Source organism: Oceaniglobus indicus, from assembly GCF_002751875.1.
Taxonomy (GTDB): domain Bacteria; phylum Pseudomonadota; class Alphaproteobacteria; order Rhodobacterales; family Rhodobacteraceae; genus Oceaniglobus; species Oceaniglobus indicus.
The window spans coordinates 1-26,155 of the sequence record NZ_NMZM01000001.1 but is presented as its reverse complement, the minus strand read 5'-3'; the positions used below and the strand labels follow the sequence as shown (position 1 = coordinate 26,155).

Here is a 26,155-nt window from a genome sequence, read left to right as displayed (position 1 = left end):
ACGCCGTAAACAGGAAAGAAGAGCCGCATGGACACGACCGTTCCCGCCGCCGCCGCAGCGACGAACCTTGACGCTACATTCTGGATCACCTGCGCGGTGGTGTTGCTGCTGCTGATGATGTCGGCCTTCTTTTCGGGCACCGAAACCGCGCTGACGGCGGCATCGCGCGGGCGGTTGCGCTCGAACGCCGACCGGGGCGATCAGGGCGCGCGCCTGGCGCTGAAGATCAAGGAAGACGAGGAAACGTTCATCGGGGCGATCCTGATGGGCAACAACATCGCCAACGTCATCGCGACATCGCTGACCACCGCCGCCCTGACCAAGATCTTCGGGGTCAACGGCGTGGTTTTTGCATCGCTGGTGATGACGGCCCTGATCCTGATCTTTGCCGAGGTTCTGCCGAAAACCTTTGCCATCACCCGACCCGACCGGGTGTCGGCCTTTGCCGCCCCTGTCGTGATCTGGCTGATCCGCATCCTTTCGCCCATGGTGGCGGGGGTCCGGCTTATCGTGCGCGCGACGCTGCGCCTGTTCGGCGTGCGCACCGATCCCGACGGTCACGTCCTGGCCGTGCGCGAGGAAATCCAGGGCGCGCTGAACCTCGGCCATTCCGAGGGCCTGGTGCAAAAGGAAGACCGCGACCGGATCCTGGGCGCGCTGGACCTGGCCGAGCGCACGGTCGAGGAGATCATGCTGCACCGTTCCGAGATCGAGATGATCGATCTGTCGATGCCACCGCGCGAGATCCTGGTGCAATGCCTGCGATCGTCGCACACACGCCTGCCGATCTATCGCGGCACCCAGGAAGAGATCGTGGGTGTGGTGCACGCCAAGGATCTGTTGCGCGCCATGTATGCCATGCGGGACAAAAGCGCCGAGACCGACGACCCCTTCGCCGATTTCGACATCCTGGGGGTTGCGATGAAACCCTATTTCGTGCCCGAGACGACGACCCTGGACGACCAGATGCGCCAGTTCCTGCGCCGCCATACGCATTTCGCGCTGGTGGTCGACGAATACGGGGCGCTGCAGGGTTTGATCACGCTCGAGGATATCCTGGAAGAGATCGTCGGCGAGATCACCGACGAGTTCGACATGGACGCCGCGCAACCGCTGAAGCCGACACCGGCGGGCGATTACCTGATCGATGGCGGCATGACGATCCGCGATCTGAACCGCGCCACCGACTGGTCGCTGCCGGATGACGAGGCGAACACCGTCGCGGGCCTGGTGATTCACGAGGCACAGTTGATCCCCAACCAGGGCCAGGTGTTCAGCTTTCATGGCTTCCGGTTCGAGGTGGCACAGCGCAAGGACAACCGGATCACGCGGTTGAAGATCCGCCCGCTGTAGCGGCAACGCCCTCCGGACCGGCGGCACTGGCGGACAGGGCGGTGCCTCCGGCGGGAGTATTTCGGTCAGTAAGAAGCCCCGGGGTGCACAATTCCGGTCCGTTCAGAGGCTGTAGAGCGCGCCGAACTTGGTTTCGAGATAGTCGAGCAGCGGCCCTTCGTGGGGATCGAATCCGCAGGCATTGGCGATCGTCGCGCGGGACGTGTGCAAACCGCCGTGCCGCTGGAGGTTCTCGCGCAGCCATGTCGTGGCCGGGGTCGTGTCCCCACGCGCAAGATGATCGTCGAGATCGGGCACGGCGCTGCGCAGGGTCTGGTGCAGGCATCCCGCATACACGTTGCCGAGGGCGTAGGTGGGGAAGTATCCGAACAGGCCGATGGGCCAGTGGACATCCTGCAACATGCCGTTGGACGGCCGGTCGACGACAAGGCCGAAGTCCTGTTCGAACCGGGCGTTCCAGGCCTGTTCCAGATCCTCGGGGGCAAGGGTTCCGGCGATCAGATCGCGTTCCAGGTCAAAACGCAGGAGGACATGCAGGTTGTAATGCACTTCGTCCGCCTCGGTGCGGATGTGGCCCGAACGCACGCGGTTGACGGCGCCATAGAAGGCATCGGGATCGGTGATGTTCAGGGGGCCGAACGTCTGGCCCATCACCCCGTGAAGATACCGGGTGAACGCGCGCGAGCGGCCCAGCTGGTTCTCGAAGATGCGGCTCTGGCTTTCGTGCACGCCCATGGACACGCCGCAGCCCACAGGGGTCAGCAGATAGGCCTGGTCGATGCCCTGTTCATAGGCGGCATGGCCGACCTCGTGCACGGTGGAATAGAAACAGTTGAACGGATCGTCCGGCATCGTGCGGGTGGTGATGCGCACGTCGTTGCCGGAGCCGGATGAGAACGGATGCACCGCCTTGTCGATCCGCCCGCGGTCGAAATCATACCCGAAGGCGGTCGCAAGGGTGGTGGAAACCTTGAGCTGTCCGTCTTCCGGGAAGATCCCCGTGAGGGCGGCAGGCGTGTGTTCGGCCCCCAGGATCGCCTCGCGCAGGGCCACCAGACGCGGGCGCAGGGCCGCGAACATGGCCGACAGGCTGGCCCCGGTGGCGCCAGGTTCATAGTCGTCCAGCAGCGCGTCGTAGGGATCGCCGCCATCGGCCAGGGCGGCGGCCTGTTCGCGCACCAGAGACAGCACGCGGCGAAACGTCGGCAGGAACGCGGCGACGTCGTCAGTGGCGCGCGCTGCGGCCCAGATGCCCTGTGACAGGCTGGTCTCGCGGGCCAGGGCGGCGGCAAGGCGCGCGGGCACGCGGGTGTGGCGCAGATAGGCGCGGCGGATGTGGCGCAGTTGCGCGGCCTCGATCTCGGACTCGGGTTCGGCCCTGGCCAGCCAGTCGCCGATGCGCGGATCGGTGCGCCGCGCGTGAAGGACGGTTTCCATCGCCGACACCTCGTCGCCGCGCTGATCGGCGGCACCACGCGGCATCACGGTTTCCTGATCCCACGCCAGCCGACCGGCCACCTGCCCCAGGGCTTCGGTGTCGCGCTGGAACGTCATGAGATCTGTATAGGCCGACATCGTATGCTCCGATTCGTGAAGGGTTCAGCCGCGGACCGACTGGGCCACGGGATAGCGTGCCATGTGGCGGGCGCGCAGCATCAGCACCCAGAGCACGACGGCAACGGCCTGATGGACGATCGCGATTTCCCACGGCGCCTGATACAGCACCGCGGCGATGCCGATCAGCATCTGGATCACGGTCGCCGCCAACACCGCGTTCAGCGCAAGGCGCGTGGCATGATGGGGCGAGCGGCGGGCGCGCCACCACACCGCAATCACGAGGATGAACAGCACATAGCCCCAAGTGCGGTGCATGAACTGAACCAGGCCCGCATCCTCGAAGAAATTGCGCCAGATCGGGGTCAGCACGAACGGATCCGGCGGCAGGATGCCCCCCGCCATCAACGGCCATTGCGGAAACGCGCGGCCCGCATCGATACCCGCGACCAGCGCGCCCAGCAGGATCTGCACAAAGGCGGCCCCAATGACGAGACCGGTCAGCAGGGACAGGCGTTGCTCGCGGCTGCGGCGGGCCTGCATCAGGTCACGTTCGCTGCGCCCCAGGAGAAACGCGTACCATGCGATCAGCCCGAGGATGACGAACGCCAGCCCGAGGTGCGTCGCCAGCCGATAGGACGCGACCGCCACGCGGTCGCCGCCGAGGCCTGACGTCACCATCCACCAGCCGATTGCCCCCTGAAGCCCGCCAAGCACCCCGAGGCCCAAAAGCCGCAGCGTCCAGCCCGTGGGGATCTGGCGCGCGACCAGGAATCCGAAGAACCCCAGCGCCCAGACCACGCCGATCACGCGCCCCAGTTGGCGATGGCCCCATTCCCACCAGTAGATCGTCTTGAACTCGGCCAGGGTCATGCCCTTGTTTTCAAGCTGATACTGCGGAATCGCGCGGTATTTTTCGAACTCGGCGGCCCAGCCGGCGGCATCCATCGGCGGGATCGCCCCGGTCACCGGGCGCCATTCGGTGATCGACAATCCTGAATCGGTCAGCCGGGTCAGGCCGCCGACGGCAATCATCACCACCACCAGCGCGAACAGGATCATCAACCAGATCCGGATGCCACGCCGCGCGCCCCGGGGGCGGGCATCGATCATGCCGCCGGACGGTGTTGCGTTCCGCACCCTGTCGGTGCCCACTTCCTCGAAAATCGCGCGCTTGCCGCTCATCCTGTCCTCGCTTGTCGTATCGAGGGTATGGCAGCCCCCGCGCCCCTTCAAGACCGTCCCGCCGCCTACTTCAATTGGTCCCGGTGCCGCACCAGTTGCCGCAACACACCGTGAAAGATCCGCACATCCGCCTGGCTGAGCGACAGCTGCGACCAGAGATTGCGCAACGTCAGTTTCATCGATCCGGCCTTGTGCGCGGGAAAGAAGAATCCGGCCTCGTCCAGCCGGGCCTCGTAATGATCGGCCAGCTTTTCGATCTCGACCGCCGTGGCAGGCGCCTCGCGGGTGGCGCCCCTGGCAACGGGCGGGGTCGCATCGGACAGGCGGCGCCACTCATAGGCCGTCAACAGAACGCATTGCGCCAGGTTGAGCGACGGAAACTCGGGATTCACCGGCACCGAGATCAGCGCGTTGGCGCGCACGATGTCGGCATTCTCCAGCCCTGCCCGTTCGGGCCCGAACAACACGGCCACCCGGCCGCCGTTCGACATCAATTCCGCGGCATGGCGCATCGCCGCCTCGGGCGTGAACACCGGTGTGGCGAGGTCGCGGCGCCGGGCCGTGGTGGCAAAGGTGAAGGTGCAATCGGCCAGGGCCTCGGCCGTGGTGGCGTGCAATGTCGCCGCGTCCAGGATCCTTCCGGCGCCGCTGGCCAGGGCATTGGCGCGCGGATTGGGCCAGCCGTCGCGCGGCGCGACCAGCCGCATCCGAGTGAGGCCGAAATTGAACATCGCGCGGGCCGCGGCCCCGATATTCTCGCCCATCTGGGGATTGACCAGCACAAAGGCGGGTTCGGCGGGGGGTGTGATCTGCATCCTGTCCTCGCTGCGCGGGCCTGCGTGATACGGCGCACCGCGCGCGGGTTCAAGGGTCGCGTCGGCAATGGTCAATCGATGCGAAGCCCGCTATAGGGGGCACAACGACACGAGGATGCCCATGGACGACCCCGACCAGCCCCAGATCTATCTCATCACGCCGCCCGAAATCACGCTTTCGACCTTTCCCGATACGCTGGCCAGGGTGCTGGACGGGGCGGACGTGGCCTGTGTGCGGCTGCATCTCGCGACGCGCGACGATGACCGGATCGCACGCACCGCCGATGCGCTGCGTGAGGTGGCCCATGCGCGCGACGTGCCGCTGGTGATCCAAGATCACGTCCTGCTGGTCGAGCGGCTGGGACTGGATGGTGTGCACCTGGTCGACGGCGCGCGCAACGTGCGCAAGGTGCGCAAGGATCTGGGCAGTGACGCCATCATCGGCGCCCATTGCGGCACATCGCGCCATGACGGCATGAACGCAGGCGAGGCCGGGGCCGATTACGTCAGCTTCGGCCCGGTCGGCGCCACCCCCCTTGGCGACGGATCCCAAGCGGAACCCGACCTGTTCGCCTGGTGGTCCGAGATGATCGAACTGCCTGTCGTGGCGGAAGGTGCGCTGAGCCCCGACAGCTTGGCCCAGTTGGCGCCGATCACCGATTTCTTCGGTATCGGCGATGAGATCTGGCGCACTGACGATCCTGCCGCCAGCCTTGCGGATTACATCAGGATCATCGCGCAAGCCGTTGGTGAAAAATAACTTCCATCTCTGATCGAACCGCTGCTTCAAGATCCTGAGCAAGCGCCTTGCGCGACGCGAAGGCTGCCACCGGCCGAGGTTCGCCAAAGACCACGTCGACCGCTCCGTGGTGCGGCGCGGCCAGCATGCGAACCAGATGGCTGGCAAAATCCATGTCGCCCCACCATCCATAGAACGTCGGCGCAAGGCCGGACGGTGCTTGATAGACAACCGTGACCGGTTGAATATGCAGTGGAACGTTGATGTGATCTGAGAAGAATGCGCCGAAAAGCGTTGATTTGAAAGGCAACACACAGGTTCCGTCGGTGGATGTGCCTTCGGGAAAGAACAGCAGGCGATGGCCGGCCGACAGACGGTCGAGGAAGATCTCCCGCTGGCGCGCGGCCTCGCGCGGATCCCGGCGAATGAAGACCGTGCCGGTCGCGCGGGCGAGCCAGCCGATCCCCGGCCAGGCCGCAACCTCGGACTTAGCGACGAAATAAACCCGGTCCAGCGCGTTGAGAACGAAAATGTCCAGCCATGACGCATGGTTGGCAACGACAGCTCCGGCGTGACGCATGGGCGTGCCGCGGCGGCGGAGCCGCAGCCCGAGGATCTTCAGCGCGCCGCGACATACGCCCTGGGTGATCGCGGGGGTCACGGGCCGGCGCATACCGCACAGCGGCCGTTCGAACATGCGCACCAGCAGAAGCACGCCAAGCCCACCGAACACCAGCGCCGCCATGGTCGCGCCCCGCGCCGCGACTCGGATCCATCCCCGGACGCCGAGCGGTGCCGCGGGCGGCGGTGTATCGCGTTCCTGCCAAGGCGCGCTCATGCCCGCGCCCGTGTATAGATCGCACTTTGGCGCAGGTTCATCCGCGCCGTGTCCATGACCAGGCAGATGTCGGTCGTGTTGAACGCGTGATCGACATAGGCGCCCTCGCCCACGAAGCCGCCCAGCCGCAGATATCCCTTGATCAGGGCGGGAACCCCGCGCATGGCGGTGGTGCGGTCCAGATCGGATTCGGCGATCAGGTCCATGGCCTGAAAGCTGTCGGACCTTGCCCGCACGCGCAGCGCGGGCGGTGCCAGATGCCGATGATGCAGCACCGACAGCGACGGGCCAAGCCGCGCGATATCCGTGCCATGGAACGATGCGACCCCAAACAGGATCTCGGCCCCCTGTCGGGTCGCATAGTCGGCGAGACCCGACCACAGATGCATCATCGCCGTGCCGCCGCGATACTGCGGATGCAGACAGGACCGCCCCAGTTCAAGCAGGCGTCGCCCACTTTGCCGCAGAACCGAAATATCGTATTCATCCTCGGTATAATACTGTCCGGCACGCGCCGCGCCTTCGGGTGTCATGACGCGGTAGACGCCGACCACGTGATCCAGGCGCGCCGCATCGCGGGCCGGATCGACAAGGATCAGATGGTCGAAAAACGCATCGAAGCGATCCACCTCGCGCCGGGCTTCATGATCGACCAACGGGCCGTCGCCGCCCAATTCGGCCACGAACACCTCGTAGCGCAAACGATGGGCCGCGGCCCTGTCCCGGGGATCGGTGGCCAGTCGCAGCTGAAAGGCGGGTGCGGTGGCGCACATCGCGGAACCTCCGGCGGTCTGGTGACGCTGCGGCGTGTGTAGGCAGCGACGCCGCGGCTGGCAACAGACGCCAGCGAGAAAATTCTTGACCCGATGTCACCCAGCGTTGAGGTTTTGTTAACCAAAGGTCGAATATCAACGATGCAATGCAACCAGAACGGTGCGCGCCGCGATCAGGTGTCGAAAACAGGCTCAAGATCCACGCGCGTGCTGTCGATGACCACCTTGCCGGAATGCGGGAACATGACCGTAACCTTAGTGCCGATACTCGACTGCACCTGTCCAACGCCCCAATCCGGGCGTTGCGGATGGCGCACCAACATGCCCGGCTGCAGCAGCGCACTCATGCGTCGCCCCATGCGGTGCCCGATCCGCGGTCGCGGCACGTGAACCGCACCGGCCCCGATCTCGACTCGCTGCTTGGCTCGCGGATCTGCCACGACCTGATCAGCCCGCTGGGTGCCATATCGAACGGCATGGAACTGTTGGCGATGGCCGGCGTGGTCGAGGGGCCGGAACTGGCCCTGATCAGTGAAAGCGTCGACAATGCCAACGCCCGGATCCGGTTCTTCCGGGTCGCCTTCGGCGTCGCGCGGTCCGACCAATGCGCCGACGGGGGCGAAATCGCATCGATCCTTGCGGGCCTGTCGGCGGGCGGACGATCGACAATTTCGTGGCGGGTGCAGGGCGACATCGCACGCAGCGAGGTCAAGCTGGCGTTCCTCCTGATCCAGTGCCTCGAGACGGCGATGCCCTGGGGCGGTTCGGTCGACATCACGCGCGAGGACGCGGGGTTCGTCATGACGGGCACCGCCGAGCGTCTGAAATCGCTCGACACGCTCTGGGACCAGTTCGACGGCGGGGCCGAGACGGCCGAAATCGAAGCCTCCGAGGTGCATTTCCCGCTGGCGGGGCGCTGCGCGAGCGAAATCGGGCGCCGCGTGACGGTCGACATCGCGGACGGCCGGATCACCCTCACGTTCTGACGGCGCCCTTGCCCCGCACGAGGTATTTGAAGCTGGTCAATTGCTCGGCGCCGACCGGGCCGCGCGCGTGCATCTTGCCCGTGGCAATGCCGATTTCGGCGCCCATGCCGAATTCACCACCATCGGCGAACTGGGTCGAGGCGTTGTGCATCAGGATCGCCGAATCGAGCCGCGAGAAGAATTCGGCCACCGCGGTTTCGTCCTCGGTCAGGATGCAATCGGTGTGGTTCGATCCGAATTCGCGGATATGCGAAATCGCCTCGTCCAGGTTTGCAACGGTGCGGGCCGCGATCACCATGTCGAGAAATTCCTGGCCCCAGTCCCGTGGGGTCGCCGGGATGGTGCCGGGACACGTCGCAAGGGTGGCATCGGCGCGCACTTCGACGCCCGCCTCGATCAGCGCGCGAAGGACGGCCCGACCGATGGTGTCGGCGATATCGCGATGGATCAGCAGGCATTCGGCGGCACCACAGATGCCGGTGCGCCGGGTCTTGGCGTTCATCACCACACGCAAGGCGGTTTCCGCATCGGCCTCCTTGTCGATATAGATGTGCACGATGCCCTCGAGATGGGCGAAGACCGGGACGCGGGCCTGCTCCTGCACCAGGGCAACCAGGCTTTTGCCGCCGCGTGGCACGATCACGTCGATGATGCCCGACATGCCCAGCATCTCGGACACCGCGGCGCGGTCGGTCGTCGGCACCAGTTGAATGGCGTCGCGCGGCAAACCTGCGGCGTCCAGACCCCGCAACAGGCAGGCGTGAATGGCACGCGACGACGCCGCGCTTTCGGAGCCGCCGCGAAGGATCACCGCATTGCCCGCCTTCAGGCACAACGCGCCGGCATCGGCGGTCACGTTCGGGCGGCTTTCATAGATCACGCCGATCACGCCCAGGGGCGTGCGCACCCGCTGAATCGACAGCCCGTTGGGTTGTTGCCAGTCGGCCAGAACCTTGAACACTGGATCATCCTGCGCCGCAACGGCGCGCAGACCGCCGGCAATCGCCCTGACGCGTTCAGGATCGAGAGTCAGCCGATCGAGCATGGCGCCGGCGAGGCCCTTCTTGCGGGCGGCGGCGAGATCCCGGGCGTTCGCGGCGAGGATGGCATCGGTGTCTTCGTCGATCGCGCTGGCGGCCGCGTTCAGCGCGTCGGCCTTGCGCGTGCCCGTTGCAACGGCGAGTTCACCTGCGGCCCGCCGCGCCCGTGCGCCGATGTCGGCCATCACTGCCGCGATATCGCTCAGGTCTTTCATCGGTCTGTCCTCGTGGAGGTCTTGGGATTGAGTACTTATAGCAAGAAAAAGCCGGGTGTCAGAGCACCATGTCATCACGGTGCACCAGGGCGGCGCGCCCGGGATAGCCGAGGATTGTTTCGATTTCGGCCGAGTGGCGGCCCATGATCGCCCGTGCCTCGGCGGCCGTGTACCGCACCAGTCCGACGCCGACGGGGTGCCCGGCCGCGTCGTGCAGCGTGACCGGATCGCCGCGGCCGAAGCTTCCCAGAACGCGGTGTACACCGGCCGGCAGCAGGGATTTGCCGCGGCGCAGCGCATCGACCGCACCGGGATCCAGACACAGGGTCCCGCGCGGCTTCATCGCGCCGATCCAACGTTTTCGCGCGGCCTGCGGATCGTCCAGCGGTCGAAACCACGTGGCGGGCGCACCATTGGCCAGGGCGCGCAGCGGGTGGTCGGGGCGCCCATCGGTGATCGCCATGGCACAGCCCCCCTGCGTGGCCGTGCGCGCGGCCATCACCTTGGTCTTCATGCCCCCCTTGGACAGGCCCGAGCCGGCGTCGCCTGCCATCGCCTCGATTTCGGGGGTGATGCGATCGATGGTGTCGAACCGACGCGCGCTGGGATCGGTTTGTGGGTTGGCGGAATAAAAGCCATCGACATCGGACAACAGCACCAGTTGGTCGGCGCCGACCGTCACGGCGATTTGCGCGGCCAGGCGATCGTTGTCGCCGAACCGGATTTCATCGGTGGCCACGGTGTCGTTCTCGTTCACGATGGGCAGGACGTCGAGCGCCAGGAGTTGCCCGAGGGTTGCGCGCGCGTTCAGATAGCGGCGGCGGTTTTCGGTATCTTCCAGGGTCACCAGAACCTGCGCCGTCATCAGCGCATGGGGGGTAAAGGCCTGTTCATAGGCGCGCGCCAGGCGGATTTGGCCAACGGCGGCGGCCGCCTGGGATTGTTCCAGCGCCAGGGTGCCGTTGCCCAGTTGCAAAACCCCCCGCCCCAGCGCGATGGAGCCGGACGAGACCAGGATCACTTGGGTGCCGCGGGCCACGATCTCGGCCACATCGGCGGCCAGCGCGGTCAGCCAATCGCCGCGAAAGGCGCCTGTGTCGCGGTCGACCAGCAACGCCGAGCCGATCTTGACGACCAGCCGGCGTGCATCGTTCAGGGCCGCCACGGTGCTGCCTTGACGCTGTCATCCCGCCGCCGCAGCCGGTCGTCGGCGATTCCGGCGCGCACCGCGCGCAGCGCGTCGGTCAGGCCTTCGCGGCTGACGCCGGAGATTGCCATGACCGCCGGACCGGCAACCGCCCGAAGCGCGGCCAGCTTTTCTGCCCGTTCGTCATCGTCCAGCGCGTCGATCTTGTTCAGGGCGGTGATCCTCGGCTTGTCGGCCAGGCCGGCGCCATAGGCCTCGATCTCGTCGATGATCGTCTGGTAATCCGCCACGACATCGTCGGAGGTGCCATCGACAAGATGCAGCAGGATCGCGCAACGTTCGACATGGCCGAGGAAGATCGCGCCAAGACCGCGACCGTCCGAGGCGCCTTCGATCAGGCCGGGAATGTCGGCCAGGACGAATTCGGCGTCATCGACGCCGACCACGCCCAGGTTCGGTGCCAACGTCGTGAAGGGATAATCGGCAACCTTGGGCCGCGCGTTCGACGTGGCGGCAAGGAACGTTGATTTACCCGCGTTCGGCAGACCCAGCAAACCGGCGTCGGCAATCAGCTTGAGGCGCAGCCAGATCGTGCGTTCAACCCCCTCCTGCCCCGGATTGGCGCGGCGCGGCGCCTGGTTGGTGGCGGATTTGAAATGCAGGTTACCCCAGCCACCGTTGCCGCCCCGCGCCAGGGTCACGCGTTGCCCGACCTCGGTGATATCGGCGATCACCGTCTCTTCGTCGTCCTCGAGGACCTCGGTTCCGACCGGCACACGCAGCACGATATCGTCGCCCGAGCGACCGGTCATCTGGCGGCCCATGCCGTGTTGGCCACTTTGCGCGAAAAAATGCTGCTGATAGCGAAAGTCGATCAGGGTGTTCAGGCCATCGACCCCTTCGACGATGACATCGCCGCCGTTGCCACCGTCGCCGCCGTCGGGGCCACCGTATTCGATGTATTTCTCGCGGCGAAAGCTGATGCAGCCGGCGCCCCCGGCCCCCGAACGGATATAGACTTTGCACAGGTCGAGGAATTTCATGACGGATGGCCTTTGGGCTGGACTTGGCGGGCAATAAAGGGTTTCGGCTCCGGCCTCAAGAGGTCGGGGCCGCAGCAAGGGTGGTCAGGCCCGCCGCGCGCGGCACGTCCTGCACCGCAAACCGACGCCCGAGGTCGCCGGCCACCGCCGCGCGGGCCTCGCGGGCGAAACCGCGGCGGCGGTGGTGGGGCGCGATACATACGGTGACGTTGATGTCTGCGCCGGGCGCGCGTGTAACCCCGGCGAGACCGATCACCCGACCCCAGCGGCAAATGGCGGCGTGAAACCCCACCCGCCCGCGGAACCGCGCCCGCCACAGCCAGCGCCAAGCCGCGTCCCGCGTCCATGCCACACCCGGCGCGATCATCGCCGCGATGTCGTCGTGGGATCCGAGGCCGTGAACCGCCGCCAGATCGCGATCGGAAAGGCCCCGCAGCGTCAGGCGGGCGGTCTTCAGCCGGAATGTGCGGCGCGCGGCCCAGCGGTCACGCTCAAGCGTCATGACCTGGGACGTCACGGTTTGCGACAGGGCGGCGGACTGAATTCGGCGCAGGGCGTCGCCCGGGATGAACCCCTGCTTTTGCAGAACACCGACCGAGCGCCGATTGCCTTCGACATAGCACGCGTCGATCCGGCGTGCTGCACGATCGCCGAAGAACGCATCGATTGCCGCATCGCAAGCCTCGGTCGCGACCCCCTGCCCCCAGGCATGGCGCGCAAGCCAGAAGCCCAATTCACCGTCGACCGACAGGCCGCCGACCAAGCGACCGTCCCGTTCGATCAGCCATTCGCGCCCCGCCCTCCGCGACGCGTCTTCGATAAAATCGCGCGCTTCGGCCAACCCGTATGGGTATGGCACCCGCCCCAGCCAGCGTGCCACGTCGTAAACCCCGATGGCCTCGGCCAGGGCCGCGGCGTCAGGTTCAGTCCAGGGTCGCAGCAGAAGGCGCGGCGTGCGCAGAACGTCGCGCACGACGGCCATCGTTCAGGCCAGTTTCATCGTGTAGGTCCAGGTCGGCACCGTCGCCGCACGCCCGACGCAATAGGCTTCGGCATCGCCAAGATAGGTGAACCCCGCGTTCGTCAGCACACGCGCCGAAGCCGGATTGTCCTGGAACACGCTGCCGAACAGCGTTTTCGCGTTTTGCGGGTTCAATGCGACCATTGCCTGCACGGCTTCCGAGGCAAGACCCGTATTCCAGAAGGCGGGGGCGATCCAGTATTTGATCTCGGATTGGTCGCGGTCCATCCGCTCGAGGCTGAGAATGCCGAGGACTTCCGGCAGGTTCGCGCCGCTGCCGTCGAGAACCCAGTGATCTTCGGTCCGGTCGGGACTCTGGGCGCGGGCAACGAAAGCCTCGGTCGCACCGGGCGGCAGGGGGTGCGCGATGGAGCGGGTCGCAGCGGCAACGCGCGGATCTGAGGTGTGCATCGCGATCAGTCCCGCATCGGATTTGACCAGCGGACGCACCACCAGACGCTCGGTCTTGAACGTCGGCTGCTCTATCACCCTATCCATCTTCATGATCTACCTCCCAACATTACCAAACTTCGACGCCTGCAATCGCCGGCGCCGCAACGGTCCAACCTGTCAATTCGTCCGATTCGCATCGACGCCGCACTGTGCGGCGATGGCCCCTCCCAAGGCGCGGACCGGACTGCCTCAAATTCCTGCATTTCCCCTTTGAGATGGGGACGTTGGCAAACGCTTGCAAGAACTGCCAACCAGAGATTGCGCATCAATCCCGCCATGAACAAAGCAGGTCCGGCCACAAAGGCAAGCCCTTTGGCGGGAATGCAAAAAGGGAACCGGCGATGTGCCGGCTCCCTGAAGCGTGACCTCGTGAAGGTCGGCTTACTCGGCGGCCTCGGCCGTGGGCAGCACCGATACGAAGGTGCGCCGCTTCAGCCCCTTGTGGAAGGTGACCTGACCTTCGACGGTGGCAAAGATCGTGTGATCGCGGCCCAGACCCACGCCTTCGCCCGGCCACCACTTGGTGCCGCGCTGACGCACGAGGATGTTGCCGGGAATGACGGCTTCGCCGCCGAACTTCTTGACGCCAAGGCGCCGGCCCGCAGAGTCGCGACCGTTGCGCGAGGAACCGCCTGCTTTTTTGTGTGCCATGGGGTGTTACTCCTTTTCAGCGGCGAATTCGGCAGCCTGCGACTGCCAGTCATCGCGTGCGATACGGCCCTTGAACGACAGCTGTTCGTCCATGAAGGCGATTTCTTCGGCGGTCCATTCGACGATCTGGTCGAAGTGGAACACGCCGTTTTCGTGCAGCAGGCTTTCCAGCTTGGGACCGACGCCCGAGATCTTCTTCAGATCGTCGGCCTTGCCGTCGCGCGCTTCGCTCAGCAGGTTGGCGGGCTTGCTGCCTTCACCCTCGGCGGCGGCGGGTGCCTTGGCCTTGCTGGTCTTGGCGGCTTTCGCCTTCGCCGGTTTGGCGGTGCGATCCTGCTCGGGCTTGGCGGGCTTGTTGCTGGCCGGGGCCATGGCGGCCAGCGCCGCGGCCGACAGGGATCCGGTGCCGATGGCGGCCTTGACGCCCGTATCGCCGGCACCCGATTCGAGGATGTCGCCGATGCGGACCAGCGTCAGCTTCTGGCGATGCCCCTTGGTGCGCTGCGAGCTGTGCTTGCGGCGACGCTTGACGTAGTGGATCAGCTTCTCGCCCTTGATCTGGTCGATCACTTCGGCCTGGACACCCGCACCTTCGACGAAGGGGGTGCCGACGGTATCGCCGACCATCAGGATTTCGTTGAACTGGATCTTTTCACCGGCTTCGGCCGCAAGACGTTCCAGGCGCAGCACATCGCCGCTCTGAACCTTGTATTGCTTGCCGCCGGTTTTCATAACCGCGAACATCGGATCTTCCTTTTTCTCTCCGCGTCCTGTGGCCCCCGGTGCCGGGTGTTTCGTGGCCCGATGGTTCGGGCCTGCCTCGGACAGCGCGCCCTTGGCGGGCTGCGTTGCTTGCAATCCGCACGGAGACTCCCGTGCCAGAGCGCGGCTTATCCGTCGGATCGTGCCGCAAGTCAAGGTCGCGCACCGATGTTTTCATGCGCCGAACCGTGATCGGCATACCATTGCATACACTTCCCACGGCGCCACGATTACGCTACACCGCGCGCCAAGTGCAACAAATCGCAGAGGCCACAATGTCGAAAATCAAAGTCGAAAACCCCGTCGTCGAGCTGGACGGCGATGAGATGACCCGCATCATCTGGGATTTCATCAAGCAGAAGCTGATCCTGCCCTATCTGGACATCGATCTGAAGTATTACGACCTGAGCATCCAGTCGCGTGACGAGACGGATGACCAGATCACCATCGACGCGGCCGAAGCGATCAAGAAATATGGCGTCGGCGTCAAATGCGCCACCATCACCCCCGACGAGGGCCGGGTCGAGGAATTCGGCCTGAAGAAGATGTGGCGTTCGCCCAACGGCACGATCCGCAACATTCTGGGCGGCGTCGTGTTCCGCGAGCCGATCATCTGTTCCAACGTGCCGCGCCTTGTCCCCGGCTGGACCGAGCCGATCATCATCGGCCGTCACGCATACGGCGACCAATACCGCGCCACCGACATGAAGTTCCCTGGACCCGGCACCCTGACGATGAAATTCGTCGGCGAAGACGGCACCGTGATGGAAGAGGAAGTGTTCAAGGCGCCGTCCTCGGGCGTTTACATGGCGATGTACAACCTTGACGAATCGATCAAGGATTTCGCGCGCGCCTCGTTCAACTATGGCCTCAAGCGCAACTATCCGGTTTACCTGTCGACCAAGAACACGATCCTCAAGAACTATGACGGCCAGTTCATGATCCTGTTCCAGAAGGTGTTCGACGAGGAATTCGCCGACAAGTTCAAGGAAGCCGGCCTGACCTATGAACACCGTCTGATCGACGACATGGTCGCCTCGGCGATGAAATGGTCGGGCGGTTATGTCTGGGCCTGCAAGAACTATGACGGCGACGTGCAGTCGGACACCGTTGCGCAGGGCTTCGGATCGCTGGGCCTGATGACGTCGCAGCTGATGACGCCCGACGGCAAGATCGTCGAGGCCGAAGCCGCCCACGGCACCGTCACGCGCCACTATCGTCAGCACCAGAAGGGCGAGGCGACCTCGACCAACTCGATCGCGTCGATCTTTGCCTGGACCGGCGGTCTGCGCCACCGTGCCAAGCTGGACGACAACGCCGCCCTGATGACCTTTGCCGAGACGCTGGAAAAGGTCGTGGTCGATACGGTGGAATCCGGCTTCATGACCAAGGATCTGGCGCTTCTCGTCGGACCCGATCAGCAGTGGCTGACGACCGAAGGCTTCCTTGAGAAGGTCGACGAGAACCTGAACAAGGCGCTGGCCGCCTGAGGGTTCCGACCCCGAGTGACAACGCCGGGGGCCTGCGGGCCCCCGGTTTCCGTCATGCGGCATCGACGAACGATGGCCGCACAAACCATGTCGGGCCGGTTCCGGCCTTCCGTTCTGGCGCAGGCACATGATCGCACCCCGGACCACTCAGCAGCACACGGTTTTCGAGGACGCACAGGGATTGTCCCTGGGGGTGTTCCTGTGCGGCTTGGGGCTGCACATCCTGACCCATATCGGGCTGATCACCGGCCAGACGGCGGGGATGGCCGTGATCGTGTCGTATCTGACCGGCTGGTCCTTCGGCCCGGTGTTCTTCGTCATCAACCTGCCGTTCTATGTGTTGGCATGGAAACGCCTCGGGCCGGTTTTCACCGTCAAATCCATGATCTCGGTGACATTCCTGTCGCTGGTCACCGAATTCCTGCCGTTCGGCTTCACGCTGGGAGCGGTCAACCCGGCGCTTGGCGCGGTCATCTTCGGCTGTCTGACCGGACTCGGCCTTCTGGTGATGTTTCGCCACAACGGATCGCTGGGCGGGTTCGGCGTCGTGGCCCTGTTGGTGCAGGATACCACCGGCTTTCGCGCCGGGTATGTGCAGCTTGCCGCCGATGCGGTGATCTTCACCGTGGCTCTGGCCCTGTTCCCGGTCGACATCGTGGTCTATTCCCTGTTGGGTGCGGTGGTCCTCAACATGATCATCGCGATCAACCATCGCCGCGACCGCTATGTCGCCACCTGATCCGGCAGGCTGTCCATGCCCCTCCATTATGTCTATCTGATCCTCGCCATCGTGGCCGAAACCGTGGGAACGACCGCGCTTCAGGCCAGCCATCAGTTTTCGCGCCTGTGGCCGTCGCTTCTTGTCGTGGTCGGCTATGGCCTGTCGTTCTGGCTCATGGCGCTGACGTTGCGGGTGATGCCGGTCGGAATCGTCTATGCGATCTGGTCGGGCCTTGGCATCGTGATGATCGCCGCGATCGGCCTGGTGGTGTTCGGCCAGCGGCTGGATATGCCGGCGGTCGTCGGCATGGCGCTGATTCTGGTCGGGATTCTGGTGATCCACCTGTTCTCGGACAGCACGCAACATTAGCATCGGCGCAAGGCCGGGGGAGGATGGCGAACGTGATCGAACGCATTTGGGCCCATTTTCCCGAACCCATGCGGGTTCAGTTCGAAAGCTATTTCACCGCTTTCTGGCGCTCGCTGCCGCTGATCCTGATGGCGCTGGTCTTTCTGGCGGTGGTCTGGGGCATCGTGCGCGTCGTGCAATGGTCGGCGCCACGGGTGTTGCGGCGGGCCGGTCTGCGGCGCGCGCTGGTCGATGTGCTGGTGATGCTGGCCACGGTCGGATTGTGGCTGATGGGCGGCCTGATCGCCGTGACCATCGCCTTTCCGACGATCACCCCCGGCAAGGCGCTGACCGCGTTGGGAATCGGCGGCGTCGCCGTCGGTTTCGCCTTCAAGGACGTGTTCGAGAATTTCCTGGCCGGGATCCTGCTGCTGATCCGCGAACCCTTTGCCGTCGGGGATTATATCGAATGCGAAGGCATCGAGGGCCAGGTCGAGGTGATCACGATTCGCGACACGCACGTCCGGCAGACTGACGGGCAACTGGTGGTGGCGCCTAACGCGATGTTCTTCAAGAACCCGGTGACGATTCGCACCTCGCGCGACGTGCGGCGCACCACGATCATCTGCCGCGTCCCGGTCGATGCCGATATCGACACCGCCCGCGAGGTGATCGAAGCCGCCGTGCGCGATACCGATCTGGTCCGCGACGATGTGAAGGATGTGCAGATCTTCGCGCGCGAATTCGCCGACAGCTCGATCAACTTCGAGGTGACATGGTGGACCGGATCGCGCCCGGTGGACATCCGCAGTTCGCGCGATCACGTCATATCTTCGGTCAAACGCGCGCTGGATGACGCGGGCATCGAAATACCGCTGCCCTATCGCAATCTGACGTTCAAGGATCCGCTGGTCCTCAGGCGTGAGAGGCGTTCCGGCAAGGACACCGAAGAGGAAAGCTGATCTTTCCTGCGACATCTTGGAACCATCGCGCCGTTTCACACTTGTGTGACCAGAGGCCCGCATTCGTGCCGGGCGGTTACATCAAGGAGACGCACCCATGGGCGGTATCATTTATCTTGTCGGTCTGATTGTCATCGTTTTGGCGATTCTGTCGCTGCTGGGGCTTGGCTGAAATGGTTGAGCGCACACAACAGATGACAGATCGCGCCGCGCCACTCGCGCAGCAGCCAGGCAGTTACTTCGACTGGCCCGCGATCATCGGCGGCGGCGTTGTGGCCACCGCAATCGGCATCCTGTTCGCAGGCTTCGGTGCCGCGCTGGGGCTGTCGGCAATCTCGCCCTACCAAGGCGAAGGATCGGGTGGCTTCGCCCTGATCCTTGTCGGCGCTTGGCTATTGATCACGACGGTCGCGGCCTATGGTGCGGGCGGTTATATCGCCGGCCGGATGCGCCGCCGGGTCGATAACGCCGACAAGGACGAGGTCGCGGCGCGTGACAGCATGCACGGCGCCGTGGTCTGGGGGCTGGGCCTGTTGCTGAGCGCCTGGATGGCCGCCGGCGTCGTCGGCACCACCGCCAACACCGTGGGTAACGTCGCCCAGGGCGCGGCGGGCGCCGTCAGCAGCGTCGCACAAGGGGCCGCATCGGCCGCGGGCAGCGCCGGAAACGCGATCGAGGGGGTCAACGTCAACCCGCTGCAGATCATCAACCAGCGTCTTCTGCGCGGCACCGGCATCCGTGTCGACGGCGATGCCACCCTGCCCGATGGTGCCATGGCCGTTCTCGGTGACATCGTGCGCACCGGCGAAATCGACGAAGGCGACCGCGAATACCTGGCAACGGCCATCGCCCAGAACTCGAACCTGTCACAAGCCGGCGCCGAAGCCCGCGTGGACGAGGCCGCACAAGAGGTGATCGCCCTGCGCGAACAGGCCGAGGCCGCCGTCGCCGACGCCGAACAGGCCGCACGCGACGCTGCCGAAGCCGCGCGCACGGCCTCGGTCCTGACCGGTTTCGCCCTTGCCGCGGCATTCCTGATTGCGGCCGTCGCCGCGATCTGGGGCTCGTCGGTCGGCGGACGCCACCGCGACGAAGGTCGCCTGTTCCGCGGCTTTCACAGCATCTGATACCGACCCTGACGCAACGAAAGCGCGCCCCTCACCGGGCGCGCTTGTGCATTGGCGGTTTGGTCTGGTATTTTCCGCGTCTGCATTGTAAGGCGCGACAACTCCGAAAAAGGCTGACCCAATGGACCTTCGCAATATTGCGATTATCGCTCACGTCGATCACGGCAAGACCACCCTCGTCGATGAGCTTCTGAAACAATCCGGATCCTTCCGCGCCAACCAGGCCGTGTCCGAACGCGCCATGGATTCGAACGACATCGAACGCGAACGCGGCATCACCATCCTGGCCAAGGCGACCAGCCTTGAATGGAAGGGCAAGCGCATCAACATCGTCGACACCCCCGGCCACGCCGATTTCGGCGGCGAGGTCGAGCGGATCTTGTCGATGGTCGATGGCGTGGTGCTGTTGGTCGACGCCGCCGAAGGGCCGATGCCGCAGACCAAGTTCGTCACCTCCAAGGCGCTTGCCCTCGGGCTTCGTCCGATCGTCGTGCTGAACAAGGTCGACAAGCCCGACGCCGAGCCTGACCGCGCGCTGGACGAGGTGTTCGACCTGTTCGCCAGCCTCGACGCCGATGACGACCAGCTGGACTTCCCGCACCTCTATGCCTCGGGGCGCAACGGTTGGTGCGACGCCGAACTGGACGGCCCGCGCAAGAACCTCGATGCGCTGTTCAATCTTGTCGTGCGGCACGTTCCGCCGCCCACGCAGATGAAGAACATCGACGAGCCGTTCCGCATGCTGGCCACCACCCTGTCGGCCGATCCCTTCGTGGGACGTATGCTGACCGGCCGGGTCGAGTCCGGCACGCTGAAGGTCGGCGCCACGGTTCAAGCCCTGTCGCGCATCGGCCAGAAGATCGAACAGTTCCGCGTCACCAAGATCTCGGCCTTCCGGGGTCTCGCCCCGCAGGACATCGACGAAGCCCAGGCCGGTGACATCGTTTCGCTGGCCGGCATGACCAAGGCCACCGTGGCCGACACGATCTGTGCGCTGGCGGTGGACGAACCGCTGCAGGCGAAACCGATCGATCCCCCGACCATCACCGTGACGTTCGGCATCAACGACAGCCCGCTGGCCGGGCGCGAAGGCAAGAAGGTGCAGTCGCGCGTCATCCGCGAGCGTCTTCTGAAAGAAGCCGAATCCAACGTCGCCATCAAGATCACCGACACACCGGGCGGCGAGGCCTTCGAGGTCGCCGGTCGTGGCGAACTGCAGATGGGCGTGCTGATCGAGAACATGCGCCGCGAGGGGTTCGAATTGTCGGTGTCGCGGCCCCAGGTCCTGTTGCGCGATATCGACGGCGTCACCCACGAGCCGATCGAGGAAGCGACGATCGACGTGGACGACGAATACTCCGGTGTCGTGATCGAAAAGATCACCGGCAACCGCAAGGGCGAGTTGATCGAGATGAAGCCGGCCGGCGCCGGCAAGACCCGGATCATCGCCCATGTGCCGTCGCGCGGCCTGATCGGCTATCACGGTGAGTTCCTGACCGACACGCGCGGCACCGGCGTGCTGAACCGCGTTTTCCATTCCTGGGCGCCGCACAAGGGCCCGATCCCCGGCCGTCGTCAGGGTGTCCTGATCTCGATGGAGAATGGCGTCTCGGTCTCCTATGCGCTGTGGAAGCTGGAAGATCGCGGCAAGTTCTTCATCGGCGCACAGGAACCGGTCTATACCGGCATGATCATCGGTGAACATTCGCGCGACAACGATCTGGAAGTGAACCCGTTGAAGGGCAAGCAACTGACCAACGTGCGCGCCAGCGGCACCGACGAAGCCGTGCGTCTGACGACGCCCGTCACGCTGAGCCTGGAGCAGGCCATCGCCTATATCGACGACGACGAACTGGTCGAGGTCACGCCGTCCTCGATCCGCCTGCGCAAGCGCCACCTCGACCCGCACGAACGCAAGCGTCATGCGAAAGCTGCCACCTGAAGTGACCTGAGCGAGGCCCCTTCGGGGCCACACGACATCCGATTGGCGCGGCCGGCAACGGTTCGCGCCAATTCTTTATCGCGCATCAAGCGGAAACCGAGCGATTGCGCCCGAGCTGTCGGACGTGAACCTTGGCTTGGGATGTGAAGATGAAACGGAAAGAAACGTTGTTTCCGGACTGCAAGGCCACACGTCAAAGCGCCCGAAACGAGCACCCGAGCAATGCCGCGCTCGACATTGCTCGCTTGGTCACGCAGATCGCGCCATGCTGGTTACTAAGACGCGGCGCCCAGGATGTCGCGGGCGGCCGACATGGCCGCATCCGCGCCGCTGACGTCTTTCGCGCCACCCTGGGCCAGATCGGCGCGGCCACCACCGCCCTTGCCGCCCATCGCCGCAACCGCGGATTTGACCAGATCGACGGCAGAGACGCGGTCGGTCAGATCGCTCGTCACTCCGGCCGCAACGGCGGCTTTGCCGTCCGTGTCGGCGATCAACAGAACCGCACCCGAGCCCAGCCGCTCCTTGTGGGTATCCACCAGCGAAGGCAGATCCTTTCCGCTTACACCGCTCAGAACCTGGGCGACGAACGCGATACCGTTCACCGTTTCGGCCGGTTCTGCCGCGCCTGAACCACGGCCCCCCGAAATCGCAAGTTCACGGCGCAGCTGCGCGACTTCGTTCTGAAGCGCGCGCCGTTCGTCCAGAAGTCCGCGAACGCGCCCGGGAACATCGTTGGCCGACGCTTTCAGCGCCAGTGCGCTTTCGGCCAAGGCCCGGTCCTGCCCCTTGAGATAGGCGAAGGCCGCCGCCCCGGTCAGCGCCTCGATCCGCCGCACGCCCGCCGACGACGCACTGTCACCGGTGATCACGAACAGGCCGATGTCACCGGTCTGGGCCACGTGGGTGCCACCACACAATTCGATCGACCAGGTCCGCCCGTTGTTTCCCTTGCCAGTGTCCGCCTCGCCCATGGACACGACGCGCACCTCGTCGCCGTATTTCTCGCCAAACAGGGCCTGTGCCCCAAGGGCGCGGGCATCGTCGGGCGTCATGAGCCGCGTGCTGATCGGTGCGTTCTGACGGATGAAATGGTTCACCCGCGCGTCGATCTTGTCCAGTTCGTCCGCGTCCAATGCCCGGTTGTGGCTGAAATCGAACCGCAGGCGGTCGGGCGCGTTCAAGGATCCGCGCTGTGCCACGTGATCGCCAAGAACCTCCCGCAGCGCCTCGTTCAGCAGGTGGGTCGCGGAATGGTTCGCCCGGACCAGCGACCGCCGCTCGTGATCCACAGCCAGCCCGGCCCCTGCCCCGCGCGAAACGCTGCCTTCGGTCACCTCGGCAAAATGGATGAACACCCCCCCGACCTTGCGCGTATCGGTGATGCGGGCGCGCCCGGATGCGGTTGTCAACTGACCGGTGTCGCCGACCTGCCCCCCCGCTTCGGCATAAAACGGCGTCTGGTTGACGACAATCTGAACCTTTTGTCCGGCCGTCGCCTCGCTCACCTCGGTGCCGTCGCGGACCAACGCCAGGATCTGACCTTCGGCGCTTTCGGTCTCGTAGCCCAGGAATTCGGTATTGCCGACCCGCTCGGCCAGATCGAACCAAATCGCCGCATCGGCGGTTTCGCCAGAGCCGGCCCAGGACGCACGTGCCTTGGCCTTTTGCGCCGCCATGGCGGCGTCAAAACCCGCGACGTCCACTGACCGCCCCTTTTCGCGCAAGGCATCCTGCGTCAAATCCAGCGGAAAGCCGAAAGTGTCATACAATTTGAACGCGGACGGCCCCGGCAAGGCGGCGGCCGCTGGCAGACCCGCCAGTTCGTCATCCAGCAACCGCAAGCCACGCTCCAGTGTCTGTCTGAAGCGCGTCTCCTCGGTCAGCAACGTGTCTTCGATCATGGCCTGGGCGCGGACAAGCTCGGGATAAGGCTGTCCCATCTGGCGCACCAGCGCCGGCACCAGTCGATGCATCAGCGGATCGCTCGCGCCAAGAAGATGGGCATGACGCATCGCACGGCGCATGATCCGGCGCAGGACATATCCGCGCCCCTCGTTCCCCGGCAGCACCCCGTCGGCCATCAGGAACGATGTCGATCGCAGGTGGTCGGCAATAACGCGGTGGTGAATGTTGCCGGCACCGTCGGGATCAGTGCCGGTGGCCTGTGCCGATGCCTCGATCAGGGCCCGCAGGATATCGGTGTCGTAATTGTCATGCTTGCCCTGCAACAGGGCGCCGATCCGCTCGAGCCCCATCCCGGTGTCGATGCTCTGGTTGGGCAGATCGCGACGGGTGCCGTCCTCGAACTGTTCGTATTGCATGAATACGAGGTTCCAGATCTCGATGAAACGATCGCCGTCCTCGTCCGGGCTTCCCGGCGGGCCGCCGGCGATGTGATCGCCGTGGTCATAGAAGATTTCGGTGCACGGGCCGCAGGGACCGGTCGGACCTGCCGACCAGAAGTTGTCGTCGGTCGCGATGCGGATGATCCGTTCGTCCGGCAGGCCGGCGTGGGCCTTCCAGATCTTCACCGCCTCTTCGTCGGTGTGATACACCGTGACCAGCAACCGGTCGGGATCGATCCCGAACTCCTTCGTCAGAAGGTCCCACGCCAGCGGAATCGCCTGTTCCTTGAAATAATCTCCGAAGCTGAAATTCCCCAGCATCTCGAAAAAGGTATGGTGGCGGGCCGTGTATCCGACGTTGTCCAGATCGTTGTGCTTGCCGCCCGCACGCACGCATTTCTGCGCGGTCGTCGCACGGGTGTAATCGCGATGTTCCACCCCGGTGAACAGGTTCTTGAACTGAACCATGCCGGCAGCGGTGAACATCAACGTCGGATCGTTGCGCGGCACCAGCGATGAGCTGTCCACGATCCGGTGGCCGTTGCGAGCGAAGTAATCAAGAAAGGTCGAGCGGATATCGTTCAGGCTGGGCATGGGGGCATTGGTCCAAGAGTTGATCGCGGCTCTCGTGGTCTAGCTCCGCCATCGGCCACTGTCCACCGCAAGCGCAGACCGGAAAGGGACAGAGTGCGGATCGCCGGAGGGGCGCGCGCGCCTCCGGCGATCCGTCTAGTCTTCCGTCACGGGATCGTCGTCCGAGTCCTTCGAACTGAAATCCAAGCCATGGGACGCGCGGATCTTGTCCTCGATCTCGAGCGCCATGGCCGGATTGTCCTTGAGAAAGGTCTTGGCGTTTTCCCGGCCTTGGCCGATCCGTTCGTCTCCGTAGGAAAACCATGACCCCGACTTGTTCACGATCCCCGCTAGAACGCCCAGATCCAGAAGCTCGCCGCGTTTCGAGATGCCTTCGCCATACATGATGTCGAACTCGACGGTCCGGAACGGCGGTGCGACCTTGTTCTTGACCACCTTCACCCGAGTCTGGTTGCCCACGACCTCGTCGCGATCCTTGATCGAACCGATCCGGCGAATATCGAGACGCACCGACGAATAGAACTTGAGGGCGTTGCCGCCGGTCGTGGTTTCCGGGCTGCCGAACATGACGCCGATCTTCATGCGAAGCTGGTTGATGAAAATCACCATGCATTTCGAACGGTTGATCGAGCCGGTCAGCTTGCGCATGGCCTGGCTCATCAATCGGGCCTGAACCCCCACGCTGGAATCGCCCATGTCGCCTTCCAGCTCGCTTTTGGGGATCAGCGCTGCCACCGAATCGACGATCACCATGCTCACCGCGCCGGATCTGACGAGTGTATCGGTGATTTCCAGTGCCTGTTCGCCGGTATCAGGCTGGCTGATCAGCAGTTCATCCAGGTTGACGCCAAGCTTCCTTGCATACTGCGGATCCAGGGCATGTTCGGCATCCACGAAGGCGCAAACGCCACCGTTCTTCTGTTCTTCGGCCGCTGCATGAAGTGCGAGAGTTGTCTTGCCCGAGCTTTCCGGGCCATAAATCTCGATAATCCGCCCACGCGGCAGACCCCCGATCCCCAGAGCGATGTCCAGCCCGAGGGATCCCGTCGAAATCGCCTCGATTTCGGCCACGGGATTGTCCACGCCAAGACGCATGATCGATCCCTTGCCGAACTGCCGTTCGATCTGGGCCAGCGCGGAATCCAACGCCTTCTGCTTGTCGCCGCTTTGCTTGTTTGTCATGTCGAGTAAGTTCGCCGTTGCCATTTTAGCCATCCTTATTTCACACCCTCAACCGATCAGCAATCGCCGCATTGTTCATTTTATGTTCCGCTCACATATGGGACCAAAACAGGAACATCGCAAGCCTTTTATAAAATTAGTCTAAAGCTGTCCGGGTTAACGAAGGGTTACGGTTTGAGGGCAAACCGCGTCCGCGCGCTCAGGCAAACTGCTTTTGGACGACGGTGGTGAGTTGCGTGAGGGAAAACGGTTTGGGCAGGAAGGTCGAGTTTGGGATCAGTGTCTGCGCATCGGCCAGGTTTTCTTCCGAATAACCCGAAACGAAGATCACCCGCGTCGCGGGACGTGTTTTGAGCGCGCGCCGCACCCAGCTGGGGCCGTCGAGCCCCGGCATGATCACGTCGGTGACGAACACGTCGACATGAAGCGCCGGGTCGGACAGGAGTTCCAGCGCATCCTCACCGTTCTCGGCCTCGAGCACGGTATAGCCACGGAGGCGGAGCGCCCGCGACGCGAACGCCCGGACCGGTGGTTCATCCTCGACCAGCAGAACCGCTCCCGCGCCGATCTGGAGTGCTGGCGCGGGTTGCTTGACCGCCGGCGCTTTCTGGACGGCCTTGCCGGGGTTGTGGGCGGGAAAGTAGAGGGAGAAGCACGACCCCTTGCCGACTTCGCTTTCCGCAAAGATGAAGCCGCCCGTCTGCTTGACGATGCCGTAGGCCGTGGACAGGCCGAGTCCGGTGCCTTCGCCGGTCTTTTTTGTCGTGAAGAAGGGTTCGAATATCTTGTGGGCACCTCGATTTTTCACCGGTCTCGGCTGTTTCAAGCGGGTTGGACCGGATGAAGTTCGCATGATGTCGCCAGCC

The 26,155-nt window shown here is 64.6% G+C and carries 25 protein-coding genes; 9 read left to right on the top strand and 16 right to left on the bottom strand.

The features are described 5' to 3' along the window. Positions 1-27 precede the first annotated feature (27 nt). Entirely contained in the window at positions 28-1,353 is a 1,326-nt protein-coding gene (locus CFP68_RS00125) for an HlyC/CorC family transporter (RefSeq protein ID WP_099823199.1), read from the top strand. A gap of 102 nt (positions 1,354-1,455) precedes the next feature. Here the strand turns inward: CFP68_RS00125 and CFP68_RS00120 are convergent, their stop codons facing one another. The 3 genes from CFP68_RS00120 to CFP68_RS00110 all read right to left on the bottom strand — a co-directional run bounded on the left by CFP68_RS00120 (position 1,456) and on the right by CFP68_RS00110 (position 4,907). After that, on the bottom strand, positions 1,456-2,928 hold the full coding sequence (locus CFP68_RS00120) for a carboxypeptidase M32 (protein WP_099823197.1): 1,473 nt from the start codon (positions 2,926-2,928) through the stop codon (positions 1,456-1,458). A gap of 24 nt (positions 2,929-2,952) precedes the next feature. Then, positions 2,953-4,092, bottom strand: a complete 1,140-nt coding sequence (gene ctaA / locus CFP68_RS00115) for a heme A synthase (RefSeq protein WP_099823195.1) — start codon at positions 4,090-4,092, stop codon at positions 2,953-2,955. A 65-nt stretch (positions 4,093-4,157) separates the two neighbouring features. Then, complete coding sequence (locus CFP68_RS00110; protein WP_099824111.1) at positions 4,158-4,907, bottom strand: RNA methyltransferase; 750 nt, start codon at positions 4,905-4,907, stop codon at positions 4,158-4,160. A 121-nt stretch (positions 4,908-5,028) separates the two neighbouring features. On the opposite strand from CFP68_RS00110, the gene CFP68_RS00105 reads away from it, so the two are divergent. Next, complete coding sequence (locus CFP68_RS00105) at positions 5,029-5,667, top strand: thiamine phosphate synthase (protein ID WP_099823193.1); 639 nt, start codon at positions 5,029-5,031, stop codon at positions 5,665-5,667. Here CFP68_RS00105 and olsA read toward each other — a convergent pair. From olsA to CFP68_RS00090, 3 genes are all read right to left on the bottom strand, one after another. Beyond that, on the bottom strand, positions 5,639-6,484 hold the full coding sequence (gene olsA, locus CFP68_RS00100) for a lyso-ornithine lipid O-acyltransferase (RefSeq protein ID WP_099823191.1): 846 nt from the start codon (positions 6,482-6,484) through the stop codon (positions 5,639-5,641). The two genes, CFP68_RS00105 and olsA, sit on opposite strands and share 29 nt — an antisense overlap. Continuing rightward, positions 6,481-7,257, bottom strand: coding sequence for an L-ornithine N(alpha)-acyltransferase (gene olsB / locus CFP68_RS00095; RefSeq protein WP_099823189.1), 777 nt, complete (start codon positions 7,255-7,257; stop codon positions 6,481-6,483). The genes olsA and olsB overlap by 4 nt, the downstream gene beginning before the upstream one ends. 173 nt (positions 7,258-7,430) lie before the next feature. Continuing rightward, on the bottom strand, positions 7,431-7,604 hold the full coding sequence (locus CFP68_RS00090; protein WP_099823187.1) for a DUF3553 domain-containing protein: 174 nt from the start codon (positions 7,602-7,604) through the stop codon (positions 7,431-7,433). A 39-nt stretch (positions 7,605-7,643) separates the two neighbouring features. On the opposite strand from CFP68_RS00090, the gene CFP68_RS00085 reads away from it, so the two are divergent. Continuing rightward, positions 7,644-8,243 carry a histidine phosphotransferase family protein gene (locus CFP68_RS00085; protein WP_241523890.1) on the top strand — a complete coding sequence of 200 codons (600 nt, stop codon included), beginning with the start codon at positions 7,644-7,646 and terminating at the stop codon, positions 8,241-8,243. Here the strand turns inward: CFP68_RS00085 and CFP68_RS00080 are convergent. From CFP68_RS00080 to CFP68_RS00050, 7 genes are all read right to left on the bottom strand, one after another. Continuing rightward, positions 8,233-9,498 (bottom strand): glutamate-5-semialdehyde dehydrogenase, encoded by a 1,266-nt coding sequence (locus CFP68_RS00080; protein ID WP_099823181.1) that lies wholly within the window; start codon positions 9,496-9,498, stop codon positions 8,233-8,235. The two genes, CFP68_RS00085 and CFP68_RS00080, sit on opposite strands and share 11 nt — an antisense overlap. Positions 9,499-9,556: 58 nt before the next feature. Then, positions 9,557-10,663, bottom strand: coding sequence for a glutamate 5-kinase (proB, locus tag CFP68_RS00075; RefSeq protein WP_099823179.1), 1,107 nt, complete (start codon positions 10,661-10,663; stop codon positions 9,557-9,559). Beyond that, complete coding sequence (obgE, locus tag CFP68_RS00070; RefSeq protein ID WP_099823177.1) at positions 10,651-11,688, bottom strand: GTPase ObgE; 1,038 nt, start codon at positions 11,686-11,688, stop codon at positions 10,651-10,653. Before obgE ends, proB begins: the two co-directional genes overlap by 13 nt. A gap of 55 nt (positions 11,689-11,743) precedes the next feature. Then, the gene (locus CFP68_RS00065) at positions 11,744-12,661 is read right to left on the bottom strand and encodes a GNAT family N-acetyltransferase (protein ID WP_206601884.1); all 918 of its coding nucleotides are present in this window, start codon (positions 12,659-12,661) and stop codon (positions 11,744-11,746) included. 12 nt (positions 12,662-12,673) lie between these two features. After that, positions 12,674-13,213, bottom strand: a complete 540-nt coding sequence (locus CFP68_RS00060; protein ID WP_099823173.1) for a GNAT family N-acetyltransferase — start codon at positions 13,211-13,213, stop codon at positions 12,674-12,676. Between the two features lie 330 nt (positions 13,214-13,543). Beyond that, positions 13,544-13,813 (bottom strand): 50S ribosomal protein L27, encoded by a 270-nt coding sequence (rpmA, locus tag CFP68_RS00055; RefSeq protein ID WP_099823170.1) that lies wholly within the window; start codon positions 13,811-13,813, stop codon positions 13,544-13,546. A gap of 6 nt (positions 13,814-13,819) precedes the next feature. Further along, positions 13,820-14,557 (bottom strand): 50S ribosomal protein L21, encoded by a 738-nt coding sequence (locus tag CFP68_RS00050; RefSeq protein ID WP_099823168.1) that lies wholly within the window; start codon positions 14,555-14,557, stop codon positions 13,820-13,822. 293 nt (positions 14,558-14,850) lie between these two features. Between CFP68_RS00050 and CFP68_RS00045 the strand changes: the two genes are divergently transcribed. The 6 genes from CFP68_RS00045 to typA all read left to right on the top strand — a co-directional run bounded on the left by CFP68_RS00045 (position 14,851) and on the right by typA (position 21,165). Next, positions 14,851-16,065 carry an NADP-dependent isocitrate dehydrogenase gene (locus CFP68_RS00045; RefSeq protein ID WP_099823166.1) on the top strand — a complete coding sequence of 405 codons (1,215 nt, stop codon included), beginning with the start codon at positions 14,851-14,853 and terminating at the stop codon, positions 16,063-16,065. Positions 16,066-16,192: 127 nt separating this feature from the next. Beyond that, positions 16,193-16,804: a YitT family protein gene (locus tag CFP68_RS00040; RefSeq protein ID WP_099823164.1), complete on the top strand. Its 612-nt coding sequence runs from the start codon at positions 16,193-16,195 to the stop codon at positions 16,802-16,804. Between the two features lie 15 nt (positions 16,805-16,819). Next, positions 16,820-17,155, top strand: coding sequence for a DMT family transporter (locus CFP68_RS00035; RefSeq protein WP_099823161.1), 336 nt, complete (start codon positions 16,820-16,822; stop codon positions 17,153-17,155). Between the two features lie 68 nt (positions 17,156-17,223). Beyond that, a complete protein-coding gene (locus CFP68_RS00030) occupies positions 17,224-18,096 on the top strand; it encodes a mechanosensitive ion channel family protein (protein WP_099824108.1) in 873 nt (290 codons plus the stop codon). Between the two features lie 194 nt (positions 18,097-18,290). Beyond that, complete coding sequence (locus CFP68_RS00025; protein ID WP_099824105.1) at positions 18,291-19,223, top strand: hypothetical protein; 933 nt, start codon at positions 18,291-18,293, stop codon at positions 19,221-19,223. A 121-nt stretch (positions 19,224-19,344) separates the two neighbouring features. Continuing rightward, on the top strand, positions 19,345-21,165 hold the full coding sequence (typA, locus tag CFP68_RS00020) for a translational GTPase TypA (protein ID WP_099823159.1): 1,821 nt from the start codon (positions 19,345-19,347) through the stop codon (positions 21,163-21,165). A gap of 275 nt (positions 21,166-21,440) precedes the next feature. On the opposite strand, the gene alaS is transcribed toward typA, so the two are convergent. The 3 genes from alaS to CFP68_RS00005 all read right to left on the bottom strand — a co-directional run. Next, positions 21,441-24,107, bottom strand: coding sequence for an alanine--tRNA ligase (alaS, locus tag CFP68_RS00015; protein ID WP_099823156.1), 2,667 nt, complete (start codon positions 24,105-24,107; stop codon positions 21,441-21,443). A gap of 135 nt (positions 24,108-24,242) precedes the next feature. Then, on the bottom strand, positions 24,243-25,313 hold the full coding sequence (recA, locus tag CFP68_RS00010; RefSeq protein ID WP_099823154.1) for a recombinase RecA: 1,071 nt from the start codon (positions 25,311-25,313) through the stop codon (positions 24,243-24,245). Between the two features lie 175 nt (positions 25,314-25,488). After that, the coding region (locus CFP68_RS00005; RefSeq protein WP_145953366.1) for a response regulator at positions 25,489-26,155 on the bottom strand (667 nt) is incomplete at its 5' end.